The organism is Halorussus marinus (assembly GCF_004521895.1).
GTDB classification, from domain to species: domain Archaea; phylum Halobacteriota; class Halobacteria; order Halobacteriales; family Haladaptataceae; genus Halorussus; species Halorussus marinus.
The window spans coordinates 1-21155 of the sequence record NZ_SBIR01000002.1 but is presented as its reverse complement, the minus strand read 5'-3'; the positions used below and the strand labels follow the sequence as shown (position 1 = coordinate 21155).

The following is a 21155-nucleotide window of genomic DNA, read 5'->3' as shown; positions in this document are numbered from 1 at the left end:
TTATATTCTATGGTTTAATATGCTGGTTATCTGCCAGGGATCCATAGCACTATTATATTCGACCTTTTTAGAATATGACTTCTTATGCTTAGTGATGGTCTTTCCAGTCCGCTCATTAACATATTTTTCTGTAAGGGTACCACGGACCGTAGCCCTCGTTTTGATCACATGGTATTCATTAGAGTATGAGCGTTTCCAGAGTCGATCAACACCAGTCTGCTTCGCTAGATCCCATGATGTAATAGTTTCCGACTTCCCAACTCGCAAGTCTTCTTGAGCGTTTACCGCTCTATAGGCTGATCGAACTCGATTGACCGATCGTACTTTTTTCCATTCATATTCCGGTGGCTTAATGATATTTTTCCGAGAGGCTTCATACACTTGCACTGAGTCCTTATAGCGGGATTTTTCCCTAATCTTGTGCTCTGTTTCATATACCGCATCGTCTATTTTTACTCTCCTTGTTTTTCCGGTGAACTCTCCATTTACGCGTGAACCAGTCGTTGCCCAACGAGTTCTAGTGCGGGTAACCGTGTAGGTATAGGCTCGAGTAATTTCATAGGATCGGGTTTCAGTAGTATGGTATGTTTCTGTATGCGTAGTCTCGAAACATCCAAGATACCGATCACAACGAGTGATTGTCCTCGTTCTTGTCTTCTCGACCGGAACTTGTTTCCTCCTTGTCACTGTTTTAGTTCTTGTCTTCTGAACCTCGTGTTGGTATTCGTACTGCTTTTCAGTTCGGTACTCTACTGGTTCAACGACGACACGCCGAGTTTCACCAGTCAACTCTCCGTTCCATAGATTTGAATCGCGTAGTCTAGGACGTTCGGAAACATCACTTAACCAATGTTCCTCCGTCTTCACCTTCGTTACTTCCCTACGACTCGTTCCACTTGACCTCCAATCCATAGACACGAACGCGTCGCGAGCTGCCTTACTGCGGAAAGTTCTGGTCTCCGTCTCATATACCGCGTCCTTTATTTTAGTTTTCCTTTCAATCACATAGTTTGTCTCTCTATTTCTTTCGTTAATTGAATATCCATTAAGCAGATATCGATTGAGTTCTCGGGGGGTGTCGACACTAACCTCTCTCAATCGTGGTTTCTCTATTAAATAGCTTGATTCGATAACTGTAGGGTTTTTCCAGTACTGCTTCTGCTTAGTCAGTATATCAACCCTTGGTAATTTGGTTGTGTCTTCCTTCTTGGGGTTATCTTTGTTGTATATTACTATTTTTGGCCTTTCTTGCTTGGACAGAGCCGACACAGGTATATTGACAACACCGACCCGCTTTTGTGGGTTTTCAGTAGCGTCTGAGTGCTCTGGGCTTGATGCCGGAACTCGCTCCCATCTTTCGATTGAAGCTTCTCGATGCTTTACCGAAATCGCAAGGTCGAGATCGTCGTAGTATGTTCTCTTTGAAAGGAAGTACGGTTTCGTCTCGATGCGGACTCTCACAACATCGTTCGGTCCATATAACCCCGAGCTTAGAACTTCCTTTGACTTAATCCCAGGTGTGAAACTATCGAGGAAGTCGAAGCTACGTTTTGTTCGGAGATCGTACTGATCTTCGATGATACTAACAGCTCTTTTATAAGAAGAAAACTTCGCAGTTGTATTATCTGAATTTTCGGGATGCGCCCCATACTTCCATATATACTTCAGATCCGTTTTATCCGGATCAAAAGATCCGCTAGCATCAACGGATATTCCGTGTTCACGGGTGATGTATTCTTCTGTCCCATCATTTAGAACATTGATACGCAACTCTGGATTACTTGGAGTTACTCGAAATACAGTGGACCACCTATGCTTCCAGTCCAGTAAGTCGTTTTTATGTTTGTATAAGGTGCTTATTTTGTATGAACCGGGATAGTTGCCAGCCCAGAAACTTGTTATCGTGATGGTGTCGTCACCGTCCTTGATTTCTGTAGAAATATTTACCTTTGAAACATCCTCGCTTTCTGAACCGATACTAATGCTAATATTCTCTCGATCAACTCCATTTAAGTCAATTTTCAATACGTGACGCGCTGTATACCGCTCTGCATCGATTCGCTCGTGATACGAATCGACCGGACTGTTGACAAACTCGGACGTGACGATCTCGGGCTCTTTGACCGGGACGATTTCTCGACTGTCGCGTGCGACCTGCCCGCGCTCGTCGATCGCAACCACCGTTATTTCGTAGCGCTCACCAGGTGTGAATTCGTGATGTGAGAATCGCAGGGTCTGGTGGCGCCCGCCCGAGGGTTGGTAGCGTCGCCGGGTCGGTGCCGGCGCTCTCGCAATCTGCTCTCCGTCGAAGGTCACCCGGACGGTCTCCAAATTCTCGTACTCGTCTTCGGCTGTCGCGCTCCCCGAGACGGAGCCGAACCTATCGAGCGAGCGTATCGAGGCGTTCGGCCTCGGGTCGGCTACGACCGCGGTCGAACCGTTCGAAAAGGTCGCGACGTTCTCCGACCCGTCGGTGTACGAAACGACGGCGTAGAGTTCGTGATCGCCGGGTGCCCACGCGCGGACGAGGCGCGCTCCCGTTCCGATGCGCGTCGACGTATTGTGCCACGCGATCGACTCGATGTTGGCGGCCGCGGCGTCGAGTTGAACCTCGTAGCGGGCGCGGAGCGGTTTCGCGCCGGTGACGACCGCATCGCCGTCGACGACGGGCGTCGCTCGGTCGGCGAGGGTGCCCGTCCGATCCCGTTCGGGCGTCGAACGCGAGCGGGCGTTCGCGTCGGACCGCGCGGTAACGCCGAGGGAACTCGATGCCGTCTGTCCGTCGACGTCGTGGACCGTCGCCGTCAGTGTTCGCGCCCCGGTCGTCGGGAACCGCCGCGGTATCGTGTCTAAACCCTGTTCGGCCGCCACCGAGTGATTCGCCACCGTCACGCCGTCGACGGTCCAGACGACGAAATCGAGCGCGCCCGCCCCCCGGTCGAGGTCCGCGGTGTACGTCGTCGAGTCGCCGACCGTCGGCGTCTCGGGGCCCGAAAGCGAAATGTCCGGGGCCGCACCGGGCGTTACGTCCACGTACAGCGTATCGGACTTCGCGGTCCCGTCGTCGGCTACCACGGTCAACGTGACACTGTACCGGCCGACCTCCGCGGGGACGAACGATGTGCGCGGACACGTCCGACAGTTCGGCGTCACGGACTTGTTGCTCGGCGCGCGAATCGTCCAGCGGTAGGTGCCGATCTCCCCGTCGGGATCGCGCGATCCCGTGCCGTCGAGGTGCACCGTCGCGCCTTTGTTCACCTCTTGGTCGAGACCGGCGTCAGCGAGCGGTGCGTCGGTCGCGGCGGGAACGGTCGCGCCCACGGCCGTGGGGACGACGACGAGGACGAGAATAGCGGCGAGACTCGATTTCGACATTTTCGACCCAATTTTCTTCCTCTATCGTATATAAAATCACTTAATTAGATGTGGAAACAATATGGGCTAGTTCTGCGATAAACGAGCCGTTACGGCTGTGTCCATCCGAATCGGCCGTTCGTCGCGCCAGATTCCTCATGAACATTCCTTGCTAATCTATAGCAAAGGCTTTACTGTATCACCGACCAAGTTACGAACACTGGGCCTAACGGCCGTGAGCTACCACTATGACCGACGATGAACTCATCTGGCGAATCGCGGGTGGTTCCGGCGACGGGATCGACTCGACGAGCCAGAACTTCGCGAAGGCCCTGATGCGGTCGGGGCTGAACGTCTTCACGCACCGCCACTACCCGTCGCGGATCCGCGGCGGCCACACGTACGTAGAGATCCGGGCCAGCGACGAGGAGGTCAAGTCCCGCGGTGACGGGTACAACTTCCTGCTCGCGCTCGGCGACAGTTTCGCCCGGAATCCCCAGGAAGAGGCGTACTACGGGAACGAGGAGATCAAACCGCTCTCGGAGAACCTCGACGAGCTCCGGGAGGGCGGCGTCATCATCTACGACAAGGGACTGCTCGACGCGAGCGAGATCGACAACTTCGACGAGCGCGTCGAGGAGAACGACTGGCACGTCTACGACCTCGATCTGCGCGGACTGGCCAAAGAGTACGGCCGCGAGGTCATGCGCAACACCGCCGGCGTCGGCGCGACGGCCGCGCTGCTCGATCTCGACCTCGATCCGATCGAGGACCTGATGGACGACGCGATGAGCGGCGACGTGCTCGAGGCGAACCTCACCATCCTCCACGACGCCTACGATTCGCTCAAGGACGACTACGAGTTCACCCACGACCTCCGAGCGCCCGAGGGCACCAACGACGAAGAGCAGGTGTTCGTCTCCGGGTCCCACGGCATCGCGTACGGCGCCCTCGACGAGGGCTGTCGGTTCATCTCGGGGTATCCGATGACCCCGTGGACCGACGTCTACACCCTCATGACCCAGAACCTCTCGGAGTTCGGCGGCATCTCCGAGCAGGTCGAAGACGAGATCGCGGCGGCGTCGCTCGCCATCGGCGCGAGCCACGCCGGCGCCAAGGCGATGTCGGGGTCGTCCGGCGGCGGCTTCGCGCTGATGTCCGAGCCGCTCGGACTCGCCGAGATCACCGAGACGCCCATCGTGCTCGTCGAGGCGATGCGGGCCGGCCCCTCGACCGGGATGCCGACCAAGCCCGAGCAGGGCGACCTCGAACACGTCCTGTACACGAGCCAGGGCGACTCCAACCGCGTGGTGTTCGCGCCCGGCGATCCCGCCGAGTGTTACCGCCAGACCCGCAAAGCGTTCGAACTCGCCTACGACTACCAGATTCCGGCTATCGTCCTCTACGACCAGAAGCTCTCGGGAGGCCACCAGACCATCCCCGAGTCGGTCTTCGACGAGGAGCCAAACCCCGACCTCGGTAGCGTCGTCAGCGAGCAGGACCTCGAAGAGGCCGCCAAGAAGGCCGGCCGGTTCAAGCGGTACGTCTACGACGGCGAGGGCGGCGTCAGTCCCCGCTCGCTCCCCGGCCAGAAGGGCGGGAACTTCCTCGCCTCCGGCAACGAGCACAACGAGGTCGGCCACATCAGCGAGGATCCGGACAACCGGGTCACTCAGATGAACCGCCGGCTGGCGAAGCTCGACTCCATCAGCGAGGACCTCGCGGAGAACGCCGACCACCAGGCGGTCCACGGCCCCGAGGACGCCGACTACGGCATCCTCAGCTTCGGGTCGACGAAGGGCGTCGCCGAGGAGGCGGTCGACCGGCTGAACGAGGAGGGCCACTCGGTCAAGTCGATGAACGTCAGCGACATCATGCCGTTCGCCAAAGACGAAGTGACCGAGTTCCTCGAGAGCGTCGACGAGGCGCTGGTCATCGAGATGAACGCGACTGCGCAGTTCCGTCGCCACATCCAGGGCCAGCTCGGACGCTTCGGCGAGAAGCTGTACAGCCTGCTCAAATACGACGGCAACCCGTTCGAGCCCGCGGAAGTCGTCTCCGGCTTCGAGGTCCGTCTCGAAGGCGGCGCAGACGTGACCGACCACAACGTCCGCATCGAATCCGCAACGGGTGATTAATCATGAGTGCATTCAACGCAATCGGCGAGGACCGAGAGATTGACCGAGACGAGTTCACCCCGGAGATCGAACCGCAGGCGACGTGGTGTCCGGGCTGTGGCGACTTCGGCGTCCTGAAGGCGCTGAAACAGGCGATGCCCCAGGTCGGGCGCACGCCCGAGGAGACCCTGCTGGTGACCGGGATCGGTTGTTCGGGCAAGCTGTCGAGTTACTTCCGTAGCTACGGCTTCCACTCGATCCACGGCCGCTCGCTCCCCGTGGCCCGCGCCGCGAAGATGGCGAACCCCGACCTCGAGGTCATCGCGGCCGGCGGGGACGGCGACGGCTACGGCATCGGCGGGAACCACTTCATGCACACCGCCCGCGAGAACCACGACATGACCTACATCGTCTTCGACAACGAGATCTTCGGGCTCACGAAGGGCCAGACGTCCCCGACCAGCCCGAAGGGCCACAAGTCGAAGACCCAGCCCCACGGGAGCGCCAAGAGCCCGATTCGACCCCTGTCGCTCGGGCTCACCTCCGGGGCGTCGTACGTCGCCCGGACGGCGGCAGTCAACCCGAATCAGGCCAAAGAGATCCTCACGGAGGCGATGGAACACGACGGGTTCGCGCACGTCGACTTCCTCACGCAGTGTCCGACCTGGAACAAGGACGCCAAGCAGTACGTCCCGTACATCGACATCCAGGACAGCGACGACTACGACTTCGACATCCACGACCGCCGCGAGGCGTCCGAGATGATGCACGAGGCAGAGGACGCTCTCTACGAGGGCGAGGTCCTCACCGGTCGCTTCTACGTCGACGAGGACCGGCCGTCGTACCAGGCCGAAAAGCAGGCCACGGGCGACATGCCCGAGGAGCCGCTGGCCGAGCGGTACTTCGACGACGACTACGAGTGGGAGCGCAGCTACGACCTGCTCGACCGTCACAAGTAACGCCGGCTCGCGTTCGCGATTCTTTTTGGCGCGCTCGCCGACCGTAGCCCCGGCCTCAGTCGTCGCGCCCGAGCGAGGGCGGCGAGCGTGCGTCGCTCTCCTCTTCGTCTCCGTTCTCTTCGTCTCCGTTCTCCTCGTCCTCCTCTTCGTCTCCGTTCTCCTCGTCCTCCCCGTCGCCGCCGGGCATCCCACAGCCAGCTAACCCGGCGGCCGAGAGGGTCACTGTCGCTGTGAGCACGCGTCGGCGAGAGGTTCGTCGTGCCATGGACCGACCGCTACGCCGTCCGGACCTAAGAGGCGGACGGCCGTCGGGCGTCTGCGGACTCGCCCCGAGAACCGGTCGAGTGCTCGATGCCGACCCCGTCGGCCCGATTCGGCCCCGGCTTCGAGGCGGTTCGGTCCGAAAGGAAACCATTTTCCGGTTCGGAAGGTATTTTTTCCTGTATCGGAAATACTCTGGTAATGAGCACCCAATCCACGCAGGACCGGATTCTCGCGGTCCTCGAAGAGGACGCTCAGGCGTCCTACGCCGAGATCGCCGACCGGGCGAACGTCTCGAAACCCACGGTCCGCAAGTACATCGACAAGCTCGAAGACGAGGGGGTCATCGTGGGGTATTCGGCCGAGATTGACCCGAAGAAGCTCTCCAGTCAGAGCATCGCGATGGTCGGGATGGACGTCGCGAGCGACGAGTACGTCGAGGCCACCCGCGCGCTCAAGAACCTCGAAGAGATCGAGACGCTTTACACCTCCAGCGGCGACCACATGCTGATGGCGGAGGTCCGCGCCGAGGACGGCGACGCGGTCGGCGACGTCATCCGCGACGAGATCCTGGAGATCGAAGGCGTGACCGCCGCCCACCCCTCGTTCCTGCAGGAGCGACTCAAGTAGTCAGTCGAGGGCGGGGGTTTCGACGGTCGTCAGCGCGCGCTGGATGCGGTCCGATGCTTCCGCGAGCTTCTCGGCGCTGTTGGCGTACGACACCCGCAGGCAGTTCTCCGCGTTCGAGCCGAAGTCGGGTCCGGGGGTCATCGCCACGCCGGCCTCTTCGAGGAAGAAGTCCGCGGCGTCGAACGCGTCGCCCGGGAGATCGCTCACGTCCGCGAGGAGGTAGTACGCCCCGCCGGGCGTGTAGCCCATGCTCATCCCCCAGTCTTCGACCGCGTCGACGAGGAAGTCCCGGCGCTCGCGGTAGGTGTCTCTGACTCCGGCGAGGAAGTCGTCGCCGGATTCGAGGGCGGCCACGCCCGCCGACTGGACGAAGTTGGGCGCACAGATGAGCGTGTTCTGGGCGATGCGGTTGACGTGGTCGACGTAGTCGGGCGGGGCGACCATCCAGCCGAGCCGCCACCCGGTCATCGAGAACCGCTTCGAGAAGCTGTCGAGCACGAAGGCGTCGTCGGTGTACTCCAGCACGGTGTGGTCCTCGCCCTCGTAGGTCAGTCCGTGGTACACCTCGTCGGAGATCACGGTCGCGCCGGCACGGTCGGCCAACTCGACCAGCTCGCCGAGGGTATCGCCGTCGAGCACCGCACCCGTCGGGTTCGCCGGCGAGTTCACCAAGAGCGCCTCCGTCTCCGGGGAGAGAACCCGTTCGAACGCGGACACGCGCGGACGGAACCCGTCGTCGGCCGACAGCGGGACGGTCGCGATCCGGCCGCCGGTCTGGCGGACGAAGTTGGGATAACACGCGTAGTGGGGGTCGGTGAGGACCACCTCGTCGCCGGGGTCGACCAGCGCCGAGAACGCGAGCAACAGCGCGGGCGAGGACCCGGAAGTGACGATGATCCGCTCGGGGTCGACGTCGACTCCGTACCGGCGATCGTAGTAGGCCGCGATCGCGCGCCGGAGTTCGGGCTTGCCCTTCGAGGAGGTGTAGCCGGTCTCGCCGGCGCGGAGCGCCGCGATCGCCGCCTCGGTTGCCGCCGTCGGCGTCTCGAAGTCGGGCTCGCCGACTTCGAGGTGAATCACGTCGTCCATCCGGTTGGCCCGTTCGAGCACGTCCATCGCGGCGAACGGGGTCGTTCGGTTCGCGCGCTCCGAAACCATGTTCGTCCCTCAGGCGTCGGGTGACTATAAACCCTCGAAGGCGACGCCGGGCGCTCGCCGCCGGAGTTTTATCGGCGCTGTTACTACTGTTCGACATGGCTACGTACCGACGCGAAGTCCGCGTCGACGCTCCCCTCGACGAGGTCTGGGCGTTCCACTCCCGAATCGACGGCCTGCGGGCTCTCACCCCCGACTGGATGAACCTCCGGGTCGAGCGTGTCTCGGGCCCCGACGGCGCTGACGACGCCGACGACGAGGTGCTCGACGTCGGCTCGGAGATCCACATGTCGCTTCGGCCGTTCGGGGTCGGCCCCCGACAGCGGTGGCGCTCGCGGATCACGCGCCGCGAGCGAGGGGACGGGACCGCCGTCTTCGAGGACGTGATGGACGGCGGTCCCTTCCCGACGTGGCGCCACACCCACCAGTTCTACGCCCTCTCCGAGGGCGCCACGCTCGTCCGCGACCGCGTCGAGTACGAACTGCCGGTCGTGGGCGATCTGCTCGGACCGCTCGGCTGGATCGGGTTCGAGCCGATGTTCCGGGACCGCCACCGTCGGACGAAGCGGATACTCGAAGACTCACGCGCCCGCGATTAGCGGCCCGAGCAACACCCCCATCAGGTGGACGCGGCGCGCTCCGTACCGGGCCGGCACGAGGCCGACGAGCGTCGCGACCACGAAGACTCCGACACCGACCCCGCCGGCGAACAGCCAGCTAACCCCGACCAACAGGACGAGCACGCCCACCGAGAGCCGGACGTTGTCGACGGCCCCGACCGCGAGGAGATACCGATCGCCGACGAGGAGGACGAGCGCGAAGCCGGCGATCCCCGCGAGCCCCGCCGCGGCGACCAAAAGCGGGAGGTCGACGGGCGCGCCGGCCTCTCGAAGCGCGACCATCACGCCCGTCCGGGGCGCCCCGAGCGCCGCCAGCGCGAAAAGCGCGAAGACGGTGTTGGCCGTGTTGACGCCGCTGGTCGCGACGACGAACCCCCGTGCGTCGGTCGATCCGGGCACGAGCGCGAGCGCGAACACCGCCGCGATGGCCGACGAGACGCCCGGCAGGTAGCCGACCACGGCGCCGGCGAGCGCGCCCGCGAGTGCGGTTCGGGCGACCGCTCGACGCGAGACGGCGATCGTCGGATCGCCCTGCTCGGGCACGCCGGCGCCGGACATAGCTTCGAGCAGGATCGGCGCGCCGAACAGCCCCGCGAACAGCGGCGTGAGCATCCCGCCGGCGTCGAGGGGCGCGGCCGGCGAGAGATCGAGGGTCGCGTGGCCCAACGCGGCGCTCCCGAGGAATCCCGCCGCGCCGCCGCCGACGGCGCGGACGGACCGCTCGGTCGCCAACAGGGCGACGGTGACGCCCCCGAGGACGAGCGGGAGGTGGGCCCGAACGGTCGGGTACGCGACCGTCATCGTCTTGGTGACCGGGACCGCGAGCGGGACCGCGAAGGCGACCGCCAGCCCGCTCCCGAGCGCCGAGAGCCTGACCGCCTCCCGGCCGCGTCCGGCGACGACCAGACGGTGGCCCGGGAGCGCGGTGGCGGCCATCGCGGGGTCGGGTACGCCGAGCGCGAGCGCGGGCACCGCGTCCAGAAACGAGTGGACGACGCCGGCCGAGAGCATCGCGGCGCCGACCAGCCGCGGCGGGCCCGGGACCGCAGGCGCGATCGACGCCAACATCAACGCGAGGTTGTTGACGTGCAGTCCCGGGATCAGCCCGCTGGTCGCTCCAAGGGCGACGCCCCCGAGCACGAACGCGAGCGCCGCCGCCGTCGACGCGGGGTCGACCGCGAGGCGCGGGCCGAGCGCTTCCATCGCGGCGAGTTGGCCGCCGGATCGCACTTAAACGCTCGGACCGACCTCGGGAGCGGTCGCGTCCGGGGACGGCTCCGGGCGGGGCTCCCAACGGGCTTTTAGTCGCTACCGGCCTAACAGGTGTGTCAGCCAACGACCGCTCGGTCCGCGGCCACGCGAGGATGTCTGATCACTACCACACACTGTACGTCGGCGGGGAGTCGTCGATCCCGCGAGCACTCGGGGCCGACGCGGCGCTCGACCCCGTCCGGGTCACGAGCGCCGGCCAACTGCCCGAGACGCTCGAACGGACGCCGACGTCGTGTGTCGTCGCCACGGCCGATCGCTCGGGCGGTGACGTCGTCGCGCTCCTGGACGCGGTCCGAGATCGCTCGCCGGCCCTCCCGTTCGTCGTGCTCGACGAGACTGCCGACCCGGAGCTGGCGGCGGCGGTGCTCGCCAGGGAGGCCACCGACTACGTCGACACGCGAGCCGAAACCTATCGCCCCGAACTGGCGGTCCGGCGCATCGAGACCGCGGCCGCCCGCTACCGGGCCGAGCGCCCGGGCGCGGGTCGTCTCGGCGCGACCCATCCCGAGATCGGAGCCACCGACGACTCGGCCGACCCGTGTCCGGACGTGTTCTTCACGCTGGACGCGTCGGGAGAGCTACTACAGTGGAACGAGCGAGCCAGCGACGTGCTCGGGTACGGCGAGGCGGAACTCGCCGGCTACCACCCGGCCGACCTCATCCCGCCCGACCACGCCGACCGCGTCGTCGACGCCATCGAGCGCGTCCGCTCGCAGGGGAGCGCCCGGATCGAGGTCCCACTCCGAACCACGGACGGCCGCGAACTCCCCTACGAGTTCTCCGGGGCGCTACTCGAACCCGCCGACGGCGGCTCCGCCGCGATCGCCGGCATCGGCCGCGACGTGACCCGGCGGCGCCGCCGGGCGACCCAACTCGCGGCCTCGCGGGAGAAGTACCGCCGACTCGTCGAGACCGCACCCGACGCCGTCTTCATCGTCGACGCCGAGACCGGCCGGATACTCGATACGAACGAGGCCGCCGCGGAGCTACTCGGCAAGCCCCAGACGGATATCGTCGGGATGCACCAGACGGAGTTGCATCCGGCGTCCGAGCGCGAGCGGTACCGACAGCTGTTCGAATCGCACGTCGACGCCGGCGGCGCCTCCCGGGTCGACGACGGCTTCTACGTCGTCCGCGACGACGGCCGCGAGATCCCGGTCGAGATCAGCGCAGGCGTGACGGAAATCGGCGACCGAACGCTCAATCAGGCGGTGTTTCGCGACGTCACCGCGCGCAAACAGCGCGAGGAGACCCTCGAAGCGCTCCGGGAGGTCACCCGCGACCTGATGGCGGCCGGGACCGGAGCCGAGATTTGCGGGCTCGCCGTCGAGACCGCCCAGAACGTGCTCGGACTGCCGATCAGCGGAATTCACCTGCTCGATGACGGCGGAACCGAACTCCGTCCGGTCGCAATCGCCGACGCGGCCGAGCGACTGTTCGACGACATTCCGAGCTTCGAGGAGGGCGAAGGGCTGATCTGGGAGGTGTACCGCGAGGGGAGCCCGCGCCTCTACGAGGATGTCGGCGATCAGACGGGCGCCTACAACCCCGAGACGCCGGTCCAGACCGAGATGATACTCCCGCTGGGCGACCACGGGGTATTCATGGCGGGGTCGACCGAGAGCGAGCGGCTCACCGAGTCGAAGCTCAACCTCGCGAAGATACTGACCGCGAACATCCACACCGCGCTCGATCGGGCCGAGCGCGAGCGACAGATCGAGCGCCAGCGCGACGAGCTACAGGCCGAACTCGAGGAGGTGTTCGAGCGCATCGACGACGGCTTCTTCGCGCTCGACGACGAGTGGCGGGTCACCTACGTGAACGAACGGGCCGAGCGACTGCTCGGGGCCAGCGAACGCGAGCTTCGGGACCGGGTCGTCTGGCAGGCCGTCCCGGAACTGCGGTCGTCGGTGGGCGACGAGGCGTTTCGACGCGCCGCCGAGACCCAGCGCCAGACGACCGACGAGGCCTTCTTCGAGCCGCTCGACGCGTGGTTGGAGTTTCACGTCTACCCCTCCGAAACCGGTCTGTCGGTGTACTTCAGGGACGTCTCCGAGCGAAAGCGCCGCGAACAGCGCCTCGAACAGCAGAACGCCCGCCTCGAGAGTTTCGCCAGCATGGTCGCCCACGAGTTCCGAAACCCGCTCTCGATCGCCCAGATATACCTCCAGGCGGCCCGAGACGGCGACGAATCGGCGTTCGACGACGTGGCAGAAGCCCTCGACCGCATGGAGGAGATGATCGACGTGCTCTTGATCATGACCCGAGGCGGGGAGTCGGTCGTCGATCCGGAGACCGTGTCGCTCGGCGAGGTGGCGAGTCAGGCGTGGTCGGACCTCTCGGTCGGCGCGAGTCGGCTCGAGATCGCGTCGGACCTGCGGGTGCGAGCCGAGCGCCACCACCTCCGCCATCTGCTGTCGAACCTCTTTCAGAACGCCCTCGAGCACGGCGACACGGAGAATCGGCCCGCGGCCGACGACGTTCATCGGACGCGGTCTGATGCAGTACGTCGGACTCCGGGCGACTCAGAGGACGCCGTCGAGACCGCCCCGACCGACGCCGACGGGCTGACGGTTCGAGTCGGCGAACTCGCCGACTCGGAGGGGTTCTACGTCGAGGACGACGGCTCCGGAATCCCGGAGGGCGAACGCGAGAGCGTCTTCGAGGCGGGGTACACGACCGACGCCAACGGTATCGGGCTCGGGCTCACGTTCATCGCACAGCTCGCCGAGACCTACGGCTGGGAGCACTCGCTCGCCGAGGGGACAGACGGCGGCGCTCGGTTCGAGTTCAGGGGCGTGGACGTTCCGTCCGAGTGAGCGGGCCCGACCGGACGGCGTCGCCACTCGCCGGTCGGCGCGCGAAAGAAAGATCGAGTTGTCGAGCCGGCGTTAGCCGAAGAGCTCGCCGAGACCTTCGCCGTCGGCCTCGTCGTCCTCGTCGTCCTCGTCGTCGCCTTCGTCGGCTTCCTCTTCGTCGGCCTCCTCTTCGGCCTCTTCCTCGGCGTCGGCTTCCTCGGCATCGCCCTCGGCGCCAGCGCCACCGGCGGCGCCGCCCGCGGGAACGGCCGCGGCCTGCTCGACGGCCTCGTCGATGTCGACGTCCTCGAGCGCGGCGACGAGCGCCTTGACGCGGGACTCCTCGACGTCGACGCCGGCGGCGTCGAGCACGTTGGTGAGGTTGTCTTCGTTGATCTCTTCGTCCGATTCGTTCAGGATGAGTGCAGCGTAAACGTATTCCATTGGTAGTAGTGGTGTGGGTTATCCGAACATCGCGCCGAGCGCGTCGCCGCCGTCTTCCTCGTCATCGTCATCGTCGTCGGCGTCGGCTTCCTCGGCGTCGTCTTCGGATTCGGGTTCTTCGTCGCTCGATTCGTCAGCAGTCTCCGCGTCGGCGCCCGCGCCGGGAGCCTCGACGTCGCTGAGCTCCTCGGGCAGCGCCTCCTCGTCGTCGATCTGCGCGGCGAGCGCGCGGACCTGCGCGTCGGCCGCGCTCACGAGGTCGTCGGCCAGGTCCGGGCTCTCGACGGCGGCCTCCAGACCGAGGCTCTTGGCCTCGCCCTCGGCCTTCCGGACGAGGGTGGGGACGGTCTGGTCGGTCGGGAAGACCGCGTTGACCGAGAGGTTCCGGGCGCGAGCCGCGGCGGCCTCGACGTCCGCGCGGTACTCCTCGACGTCGATGGCCAGCTCGTCGGCCTCGAACACGACGCCGTCGGAGAACACGCCTCGGAGGTCGAGTCCGACCTCTTTGGGCTCCATGCCGAGTTCCGCGAGGACGTTCGCCACGTCGGCGTCGACCTCCTCGCCCTCCTCGGCGACCACGCTGTCTTCGGTGACGTGAATCGAGCCCTCCATGATGCGCGCCGCCGCGCCGATGCTCTGGAGTTCGCCCACGAACGGACCGGGGTCGACGCCCGTGTCACCTTCGGTGATGACGATGTCGTTGGGGGCGACTTCCCCGGCGCTGATCGGCGCGGGGCTCTTCGAGGCTTCGAGTTCCTTGAACAGCCCGAAGGGGTTGTCGTTCGTCCCGATGAGACCAACCTCACCGGAGACGTACTGGGTCAGCTCCTCGATGCCCTCGTCGACTTCCTCGAGGGCGCGTTCGAGCAGTGTGTTCCGGCTGATCCGGAGCTCGGCGCTCCCGTGGAGGTTTCGCCGCATCGTCTGGAGCTGGCGGGACGGAATCCCGGTCACGTTGACGATGCCGACGCTGCTGTACCCCTCGATGAGGTCGACCAGCTCGTCGACCTCCTCTTGTTTCCACTGGGGAATCGTCTCTGTCTTGCGTTCGGCTTCGGCTGACATCTTAGGCGACCTCCACGGACGGTCCCATCGTCGTCTTCACGTAGACCGTGTCGACGTTGAGCGGACCTTTCTCGAGGTTGGAGTGGAGACGCCGGAGGATGACGTCGATGTTGTCGGCGATATCCTCGGCGCCCATGTCCTCCGCACCGACCCGGGTGTGGAAGGTGCGCCGGTCACCGCTGCGCAGCTGGACCGTGTTCTTCATCCGGTTGACGGTCTCGACGACGTCGTCGTCGGGCTGGAGCGGTTCGGGCATCTTCCCTCGGGGGCCGAGGATAGTACCGAGATACCGACCGATGTCTTGCATCATCGGCGCTTCCGCGATGAAGAAGTCGGTCTCGTCGGCCAGATCCTTGGCCTCGTCGTCGTCGTCACCGAGATCTTCGAGGTCGTCTCCATCGAAGACTTCGTCGGCGACTTCTTCGGCGCGCAGGGCGGTCTCGCCCTCCGCGAACACGACGATCTTGGTCTCCTGTCCGGTTCCGGACGGGAGGACGATACTCTCGTCTACACGATTCGACGGCTCGTTCAAATCTAAGTCGCGCAAGTTGACTGCGAGGTCCACCGTTTCGCGGAAGTTCCGCTCGGGTGCATCCTCGAGTGCGCGAGAGACTGCTTGCTCTATCTCCTGATCTGCCATTGTTCACCTCCGTAGTACGCAGGACGCTCCTACGGGTCAGTGAAACAGGTTACTGTCTAGGACGACAGTAGACGCCTGTCTCGTTCCGAAACGATGGCGATGCGAAACTTAAACCCGTCGAACCGCGACGAACCAGTTCGTGTCGGCTTCCCACGGGCTCCGTGGCGAACGCGTCGCTCCCGGTCTAAACGAGGCGTCGCTATCCGAACCGTCGCTACCCGTGAAGACGAAACGTCGAAAAGCTCGGTCCGCCCGTTTTTCGAGCAGTCGGGCGTTAGGCCGTCGCTTCGCTCGCGAGTACGTCGTCGTACTCGCCGGCGTCGACCTTCTCTTTGAACTCGCGGGCGTCCTCGCCCTCGATCGTGACGCCGAGCGAGGCGCACGTCCCGACGATCTCCTTCGCGGCGTTCTTCGTGTCGTAGGCCAGCAGGTCCGGATGCTTCTGCTCGGCGATGGTCTTCACCTGCTCGATGGTGATGTCCGCGACGAAGTCCTTCTGGGGCTCGCCGCTCCCGGTCTCGAAGCCGGCCTCGTCTTTGATCAGCGCGGCCGTCGGCGGGACGCCGACTTCGATCTCGTAGCCGCCGTCGTCCTCGACCGTGATGGTCACGGGGACCTCGGTGCCGTCGAAGGCTTCCGTCCGGTCGTTGATGTCGCTGACGACTTCCTGTACGTTGACGGGCGTCGGTCCGAGCTCGGGCCCGAGCGGCGGGCCGGGGTCGGCCTGGCCGCCGGGGACGAGCACTTCTATCGTCTCAGCCATACGTGTACGAACCCCCGCGGCGGTTTTAAGAGTTATCTTTCGGTCGTCTCCCCGGCGGCCGCCGAGACCGACCCACCCGCCGGGAAGGAAAGGGTTTTTCGGCGCGCGCGGCCCACTCTCTCCCAATGGGACTGGAGGACGAAATCGATGCCCTCCGCGAGGAGATAGCCGAGACTCCGTACAACAAGTCTACGGAGGCCCACATCGGACGGCTCAAAGCCAAGCTCGCGGAGAAAAAGGAGAAACTCGAGAACCAGTCCTCCGCGGGCGGCGGCGAAGGCTACCACGTCGAGAAACACGGCGACGCGACGGTCGCGTTCGTCGGCTTCCCGAGCGTGGGCAAGTCGACACTCCTGAATTCGCTGACCGCCGCCGAGAGCGAGGTCGGCGACTACGAGTTCACGACGCTCAACGTCAACCCCGGGATGTTGCAGTACAACGGCGCGAACATCCAGCTACTCGACGTTCCGGGGCTCATCGAGGGCGCGGCGCAGGGCCGGGGCGGCGGTCAGGAAGTGTTGTCGGTCGTGCGTGCGGCCGATCTGGTGGTGTTCGTGCTCTCGGTGTTCGAGATCGACCAGTACGCCCGCCTCCGCGAGGAACTCTACGAGAACAAGATCCGGCTCGATCAAGCGCCTCCGAGCGTCAAGATCTCGAAGAAGGGCAAGGGCGGGATCCGGGTCACGTCGAGCGTCGACCTCGACCTGCCCGAAGACGTCGTCAAAGAAGTCATGCGCGAGCACGGTTACGTCAACGCCGACGTGACCGTCCGCGAGCAGGTCGACATCGATCGGCTCGTCGACGGCGTGATGGACAACCGCGAGTACATCCCCTCGATCGTGACGGTCAACAAGGTCGATCTCATCGAACCCGACTACGTCGAGACGGTCAAAGACGATCTGCGCGACCACGACATCGACCCAGAGGAGACGATCTTCATCTCCGCCGAGGAAGAGAGGGGCCTCGACTCGCTCAAACAGACCATCTGGGAGGAGCTCGGCCTGATGCGGATCTACATGGACAAACCCGGTCGCGGGGTCGACTACGACGAGCCGCTGGTGCTCCCGAAGGGGTCGACCGTCGAGGACGCCGCCCGGCGGCTCGGCGGCGACCTCGAAAGCCGGTTCCGGTTCGCCCGCGTCTCGGGCCCGAGCGCCAAACACGACGAACAGCAGGTCGGGAAAGCCCACGAGCTCGCCGACGAGGACGTCCTCCGGATGGTCGTCCGGAAGTAGATGCGCCGCGTCCTCGCGCTCGCCGGGCTGGCCGCGCTCCCGTGGACCGTCTTCGCGACCGGAGATCTCGTCTTCTCGTGGGGGCTGGTGAGCACCGCGCCGTTTCACGTCACGACGCTCCCGGACTACCTGCTGGTCTACACGATCGGTCTGCCCCGGCGACTGTTGGCGTGGCCGATCGGCGTCGGACTGTACCTGCTCGCGGTCGCGAGCGCCGTCCTCGGACGGCTCGGAGCGGCGTGCGAGGATCGGCGCGGAGCGGCGTACGAGGATCGGCGCGTAACCGGCGGGCTGTTGGTGCTCGCGGGCGCGAGCAATCTCTGGTTCTCGTTGGGGATGTCTCGGAGAGGCCTGCTCGCGGTTCCGTCGGGGACGCTCGCGCTCTGGGCCGCGGCGTGGTGGTTCCACTGGCCGGACCTGCGCGAGACGTTCCGGTGGTGACCCGCCGCTCGGGGTGCTTCCGCGAACAGTAGCCTTTTCGCCTCGGACGGCTCAACGTCTACGTGTATGAACGCGACGCTCGACCACGTCATGATGCGTGTCGAGGATCTCGAAGCGAGCCTCGACTGGTACCAGAACCACCTCGATTACGAGGAGAAGGGCCGCTGGGAGGCCGACACCTTCACCAACGTCTACCTCGGTCCGGCCGACGTTCACGAGGAGGGCGCGGTCCTCGAACTCACGTACAATCACGACGACCGGACCTACGACCTCGGCGACGCGTGGGGCCACATCGCGGTACGTGTCGACGACGTCTACGATGCCTACGAGCAACTGATGGACGAGGGCGTCGAGGACTACCGCGACCCCGACTCCTGTGGGGGATCGTACGCCTTCGTCACCGACCCCGACGGCCACGAGGTCGAGATCGTCGAGCGCGACTACGGTGCGACCTGGAGTCTCGACCACACGATGATGCGCGTCGAGGACGCCGACGAGTCGCTCGGGTGGTTCATCCGCAAGCTGGAGTACGAACACACCGGCCGATGGGAATCCGACACCTTCGCGAACTACTTCATGAAGCCCGAAGGCGCCGCCGACGAGGCGATGGCGGTCGAGCTCACGTACAACTACGACGGCCGGACGTACGAGCTGGGCGACGGGTGGGGCCACCTCGCGATCCGGAGCGAGGACCTCCACGATGACTGGGAGACGCTGATGGAACGCGAGGCCGAGGACTATCGCGACCCCGCCTCCTGCGACGACCGCTACGCGTTCACCACGGACCCCGACGGCCACGAGTTCGAAGTGCTGTCGCGGGACTGAGCTACCGATCGACGCCCGATCTAGTGACAGGGCGCCCAGTGAGCGGTCGGTCCCGTGACTCGGCGATTCGGGAGCGGCGACCGTGACAGAATTCGAGCACGCGCGCCACACGCGCTCCATTCTACCACCGTTCCGTCCCTCGAAAGGCACCGTTATGACCCCGAGCTGACTACTCGTACGCGACGGTCGATCGCTCGCCCGACCGCTCGTCTTGACACGGCGCGCTACCGTGGGAGTGTCCCAGCGGGCGGGACTCGACTGTAAACGCGCCGTTTCGGACCGGACATGCATCGTTTCGCACGCGTGAACGATCGCAACGGAGTCGTTCCTCTCTGCAGAACCCGGACGTGTGAGGCGTTCGCACGCCCGAATCGGCGGTTAAGATAACACAAAGTATTTACCACACCCGCCGGTTGATTCCTACTGTACCCCTACCCATGGTGGCAGTAGCGAGTACAGCCGGCCCGCGCCCGGAAACGCCGGGTTACGAAACCAGGTCGCCGGAAAGGTGCTGTCGCCGACCGAATAACCAACCAAACCATGACAACGACAACAACAAAAGTTCGTGCAGTCTTCATGACTGCGCTGATGGTGATGTCCGTGTTCGCGATGGTTCCGCTGTCTGCCAGTGCGCAGTCAGCGAACGACGCGAGCGTGACTAGCCAACATACGATCGACCTCAGTCAGTCAAGTACTAATCTGGACGGCATAACCCAGACAATCACGCTGAGCAGTGTATCTGCAAACAGCCAGGATACCGTCCTCATCGATGTCAGCGAAACAACTGACGCTAACATCGAAGTGGATAGCGCTTCTGCTAGCGGTGGCAATGGTAATACCGACACCACCGACTACCACGCGCACAACGACACGGTGACCGTGAACTTCTCTGGCTCCACCAACAATAACGACGTCACGGTGGACCTTACCCTCGACGCAAGCAGTGACGATGTCGAGGAAGACAGCCGGATCCGTCACCAGATCTCGCTCGGTAGCAACTCGTACACGGCCGCGTACAAGACTATCGAGATTCCCAGTACTACGGTCGGTTCGAGTACTGGCTCTGTGACGGCGTACGCAGGTGAGACGCTGACCTTCCAGGAAGGTAAGGATACTGTCATCACGATTTATGAGCCCGACGGCGATAGTGGCTGGGACTCGATTGACCGGTTCTCGACTAGTCCCGGTGACGCTGTTGACTTCGACACCACTGAGCTTGAAGGCGACTACGTTGTGACCTACGATGACCAGGAACCGGACAACAATCCGGGTACTGTTGCAGGTGACGAAACCAGTCTGACGATCGATGAGCTGAATATGAACGTTGAGGCGGACGACCTCAACGTGACGACCGAAGACAACATCACCGCAGAAATCTCTGCGGCGGCGTTTGGAGAAGACTTCTACGCGGAGCTCTACGAGGAAGGCGCGGACTTCGAGGACGACAACCCGCTCCGACGCGTCGTCGATTCCTTCGACGGTACCGGTGACGCGAACGTCGACCTCGGGAATGTCTCCAGCCTTGAGGACGGTAGCGCTGGCGACTACGTCGTGCGTGCGGTCCACAACAACACCGAGATTGAGGACACGTCTGACACGATCAATGTCACCGCGGCCGGTGACGCTGACGTCGACTTCGAGGATAGCTCGACGCTCTACCAGGAGCGCGGTGACGTCGCGGAGTTCACCGTCGACCTCCAGAACACCGACGAGGCATACGTCGAGATCGGTGGTCAGAGCAGTAACTTCCTGGCGAACTTCACCGTCACCGATGGTGACGACGACGACAGCAACGTGACTGTCTCCGTCAACACCATGACGACCAAGGGCGCTCAGAATGTCGGCAAGTTCATTAGCGTTAGTGACACTGACTCGTTCAGTGTCGACAACAACGGGATGGCGTCGAGCCACGGCGATCAGGGTATCTACACGGGCGACCCGCTCACTCCTGTTGGCGCCACGAACGGTAACGCGCTCACCAGTCCGATTTCGGCCGGTGGGTCGTACAACCTGGTCGTCGCAACGGAGGACGACGAGCGTGACGCGAAGAAAATCCTGAGCGTTGACCGACCGTCGGTCGACGGCGTGAACACATGGGTCTACGAGGGTAGCCTGCCTGACAGCGACGAAACCGCTGAACTGCTCGACGGCGTCAGCAGCACTGACACCATCGCGCAGGGCGACGCAGTGGTCGTCGAAGCGCAGGTCTCCGGTATCCACGGCTACCTCAACGACAGTATCGAGGCACCGTTCGGCTACGGTGACCGCAGCGGTCCCGACACGATCAACAACGAGAACAGCAACGTCTTCCTGAACGTGACGGAGACGAACACGGGTCCGAACGCGGTCGCGACCGCCTACGACTACGACGACGTTGACACTGCATACTACGATGCAGAGAACAACACGGTGTACTACGCGTTCCAGACCGGCAACAACGGTCTGAGCGCAGACGCCAACTACAACGCGGAGATGAAGGTGTTCAAGGGCAACGATGCGTACACGAGTACGCAGAATGCGTCGGCTGACTTCGAAGTGGCCGAGCAGAACATCGAAATCACTGGCCTGAACTCGAG

At 63.9% G+C, this 21155-nt stretch carries 17 protein-coding genes; 9 read left to right on the top strand and 8 right to left on the bottom strand.

The features are described from left to right. Positions 1-3375: a PKD domain-containing protein gene (locus EPL04_RS02295; protein ID WP_134669055.1), complete on the bottom strand. Its 3375-nt coding sequence runs from the start codon at positions 3373-3375 to the stop codon at positions 1-3. Positions 3376-3602: 227 nt separating this feature from the next. Between EPL04_RS02295 and EPL04_RS02290 the strand changes: the two genes are divergently transcribed. Together EPL04_RS02290 and EPL04_RS02285 are read left to right on the top strand one after the other, a co-directional pair. Beyond that, positions 3603-5492, top strand: a complete 1890-nt coding sequence (locus tag EPL04_RS02290) for a 2-oxoacid:acceptor oxidoreductase subunit alpha (RefSeq protein ID WP_134669053.1) — start codon at positions 3603-3605, stop codon at positions 5490-5492. Positions 5493-5494: 2 nt separating this feature from the next. Further along, positions 5495-6430, top strand: coding sequence for a thiamine pyrophosphate-dependent enzyme (locus tag EPL04_RS02285; protein ID WP_134669051.1), 936 nt, complete (start codon positions 5495-5497; stop codon positions 6428-6430). Positions 6431-6485: 55 nt separating this feature from the next. Here the strand turns inward: EPL04_RS02285 and EPL04_RS02280 are convergent, their stop codons facing one another. Beyond that, complete coding sequence (locus EPL04_RS02280) at positions 6486-6695, bottom strand: hypothetical protein (RefSeq protein ID WP_134669050.1); 210 nt, start codon at positions 6693-6695, stop codon at positions 6486-6488. Between the two features lie 197 nt (positions 6696-6892). Between EPL04_RS02280 and lrpA1 the strand changes: the two genes are divergently transcribed. Next, positions 6893-7321 carry an HTH-type transcriptional regulator LrpA1 gene (lrpA1, locus tag EPL04_RS02275; RefSeq protein ID WP_134669048.1) on the top strand — a complete coding sequence of 143 codons (429 nt, stop codon included), beginning with the start codon at positions 6893-6895 and terminating at the stop codon, positions 7319-7321. Here the strand turns inward: lrpA1 and EPL04_RS02270 are convergent, their stop codons facing one another. Beyond that, entirely contained in the window at positions 7322-8479 is a 1158-nt protein-coding gene (locus tag EPL04_RS02270; RefSeq protein WP_134669046.1) for a pyridoxal phosphate-dependent aminotransferase, read from the bottom strand. Between the two features lie 95 nt (positions 8480-8574). Here EPL04_RS02270 and EPL04_RS02265 point away from each other — a divergent pair, with 95 nt between their 5' ends. After that, complete coding sequence (locus EPL04_RS02265) at positions 8575-9075, top strand: SRPBCC family protein (RefSeq protein ID WP_134669044.1); 501 nt, start codon at positions 8575-8577, stop codon at positions 9073-9075. Here EPL04_RS02265 and EPL04_RS02260 read toward each other — a convergent pair. Continuing rightward, on the bottom strand, positions 9058-10299 hold the full coding sequence (locus EPL04_RS02260; RefSeq protein ID WP_134669042.1) for a tripartite tricarboxylate transporter permease: 1242 nt from the start codon (positions 10297-10299) through the stop codon (positions 9058-9060). The two genes, EPL04_RS02265 and EPL04_RS02260, sit on opposite strands and share 18 nt — an antisense overlap. A 161-nt stretch (positions 10300-10460) precedes the next feature. Between EPL04_RS02260 and EPL04_RS02255 the strand changes: the two genes are divergently transcribed. Continuing rightward, the gene (locus EPL04_RS02255) at positions 10461-13187 is read left to right on the top strand and encodes a PAS domain S-box protein (protein ID WP_134669040.1); all 2727 of its coding nucleotides are present in this window, start codon (positions 10461-10463) and stop codon (positions 13185-13187) included. Positions 13188-13259: 72 nt separating this feature from the next. On the opposite strand, the gene rpl12p is transcribed toward EPL04_RS02255, so the two are convergent. The 4 genes from rpl12p to EPL04_RS02235 all read right to left on the bottom strand — a co-directional run bounded on the left by rpl12p (position 13260) and on the right by EPL04_RS02235 (position 16078). Further along, a complete protein-coding gene (gene rpl12p / locus EPL04_RS02250; RefSeq protein ID WP_134669038.1) occupies positions 13260-13610 on the bottom strand; it encodes a 50S ribosomal protein P1 in 351 nt (116 codons plus the stop codon). Between the two features lie 18 nt (positions 13611-13628). Beyond that, positions 13629-14675 (bottom strand): 50S ribosomal protein L10, encoded by a 1047-nt coding sequence (locus EPL04_RS02245; RefSeq protein WP_134669036.1) that lies wholly within the window; start codon positions 14673-14675, stop codon positions 13629-13631. Between the two features lies 1 nt (position 14676). Then, the gene (locus tag EPL04_RS02240) at positions 14677-15315 is read right to left on the bottom strand and encodes a 50S ribosomal protein L1 (RefSeq protein WP_134669035.1); all 639 of its coding nucleotides are present in this window, start codon (positions 15313-15315) and stop codon (positions 14677-14679) included. Between the two features lie 274 nt (positions 15316-15589). After that, a complete protein-coding gene (locus EPL04_RS02235; protein ID WP_134669033.1) occupies positions 15590-16078 on the bottom strand; it encodes a 50S ribosomal protein L11 in 489 nt (162 codons plus the stop codon). A gap of 125 nt (positions 16079-16203) precedes the next feature. Here EPL04_RS02235 and EPL04_RS02230 point away from each other — a divergent pair, with 125 nt between their 5' ends. The 4 genes from EPL04_RS02230 to EPL04_RS02215 form a co-directional block, all read left to right on the top strand. After that, positions 16204-17313, top strand: coding sequence for an OBG GTPase family GTP-binding protein (locus tag EPL04_RS02230; protein WP_134669032.1), 1110 nt, complete (start codon positions 16204-16206; stop codon positions 17311-17313). Then, positions 17314-17754 carry a TIGR04206 family protein gene (locus EPL04_RS02225; RefSeq protein ID WP_134669030.1) on the top strand — a complete coding sequence of 147 codons (441 nt, stop codon included), beginning with the start codon at positions 17314-17316 and terminating at the stop codon, positions 17752-17754. It begins immediately after the preceding gene. Positions 17755-17820: 66 nt separating this feature from the next. Then, positions 17821-18579 carry a VOC family protein gene (locus EPL04_RS02220; protein ID WP_134669028.1) on the top strand — a complete coding sequence of 253 codons (759 nt, stop codon included), beginning with the start codon at positions 17821-17823 and terminating at the stop codon, positions 18577-18579. 540 nt (positions 18580-19119) lie between these two features. Next, positions 19120-21155 (top strand): DUF7827 domain-containing protein (locus EPL04_RS02215; protein ID WP_134669026.1); only part of this gene is annotated, 2036 nt, incomplete at its 3' end.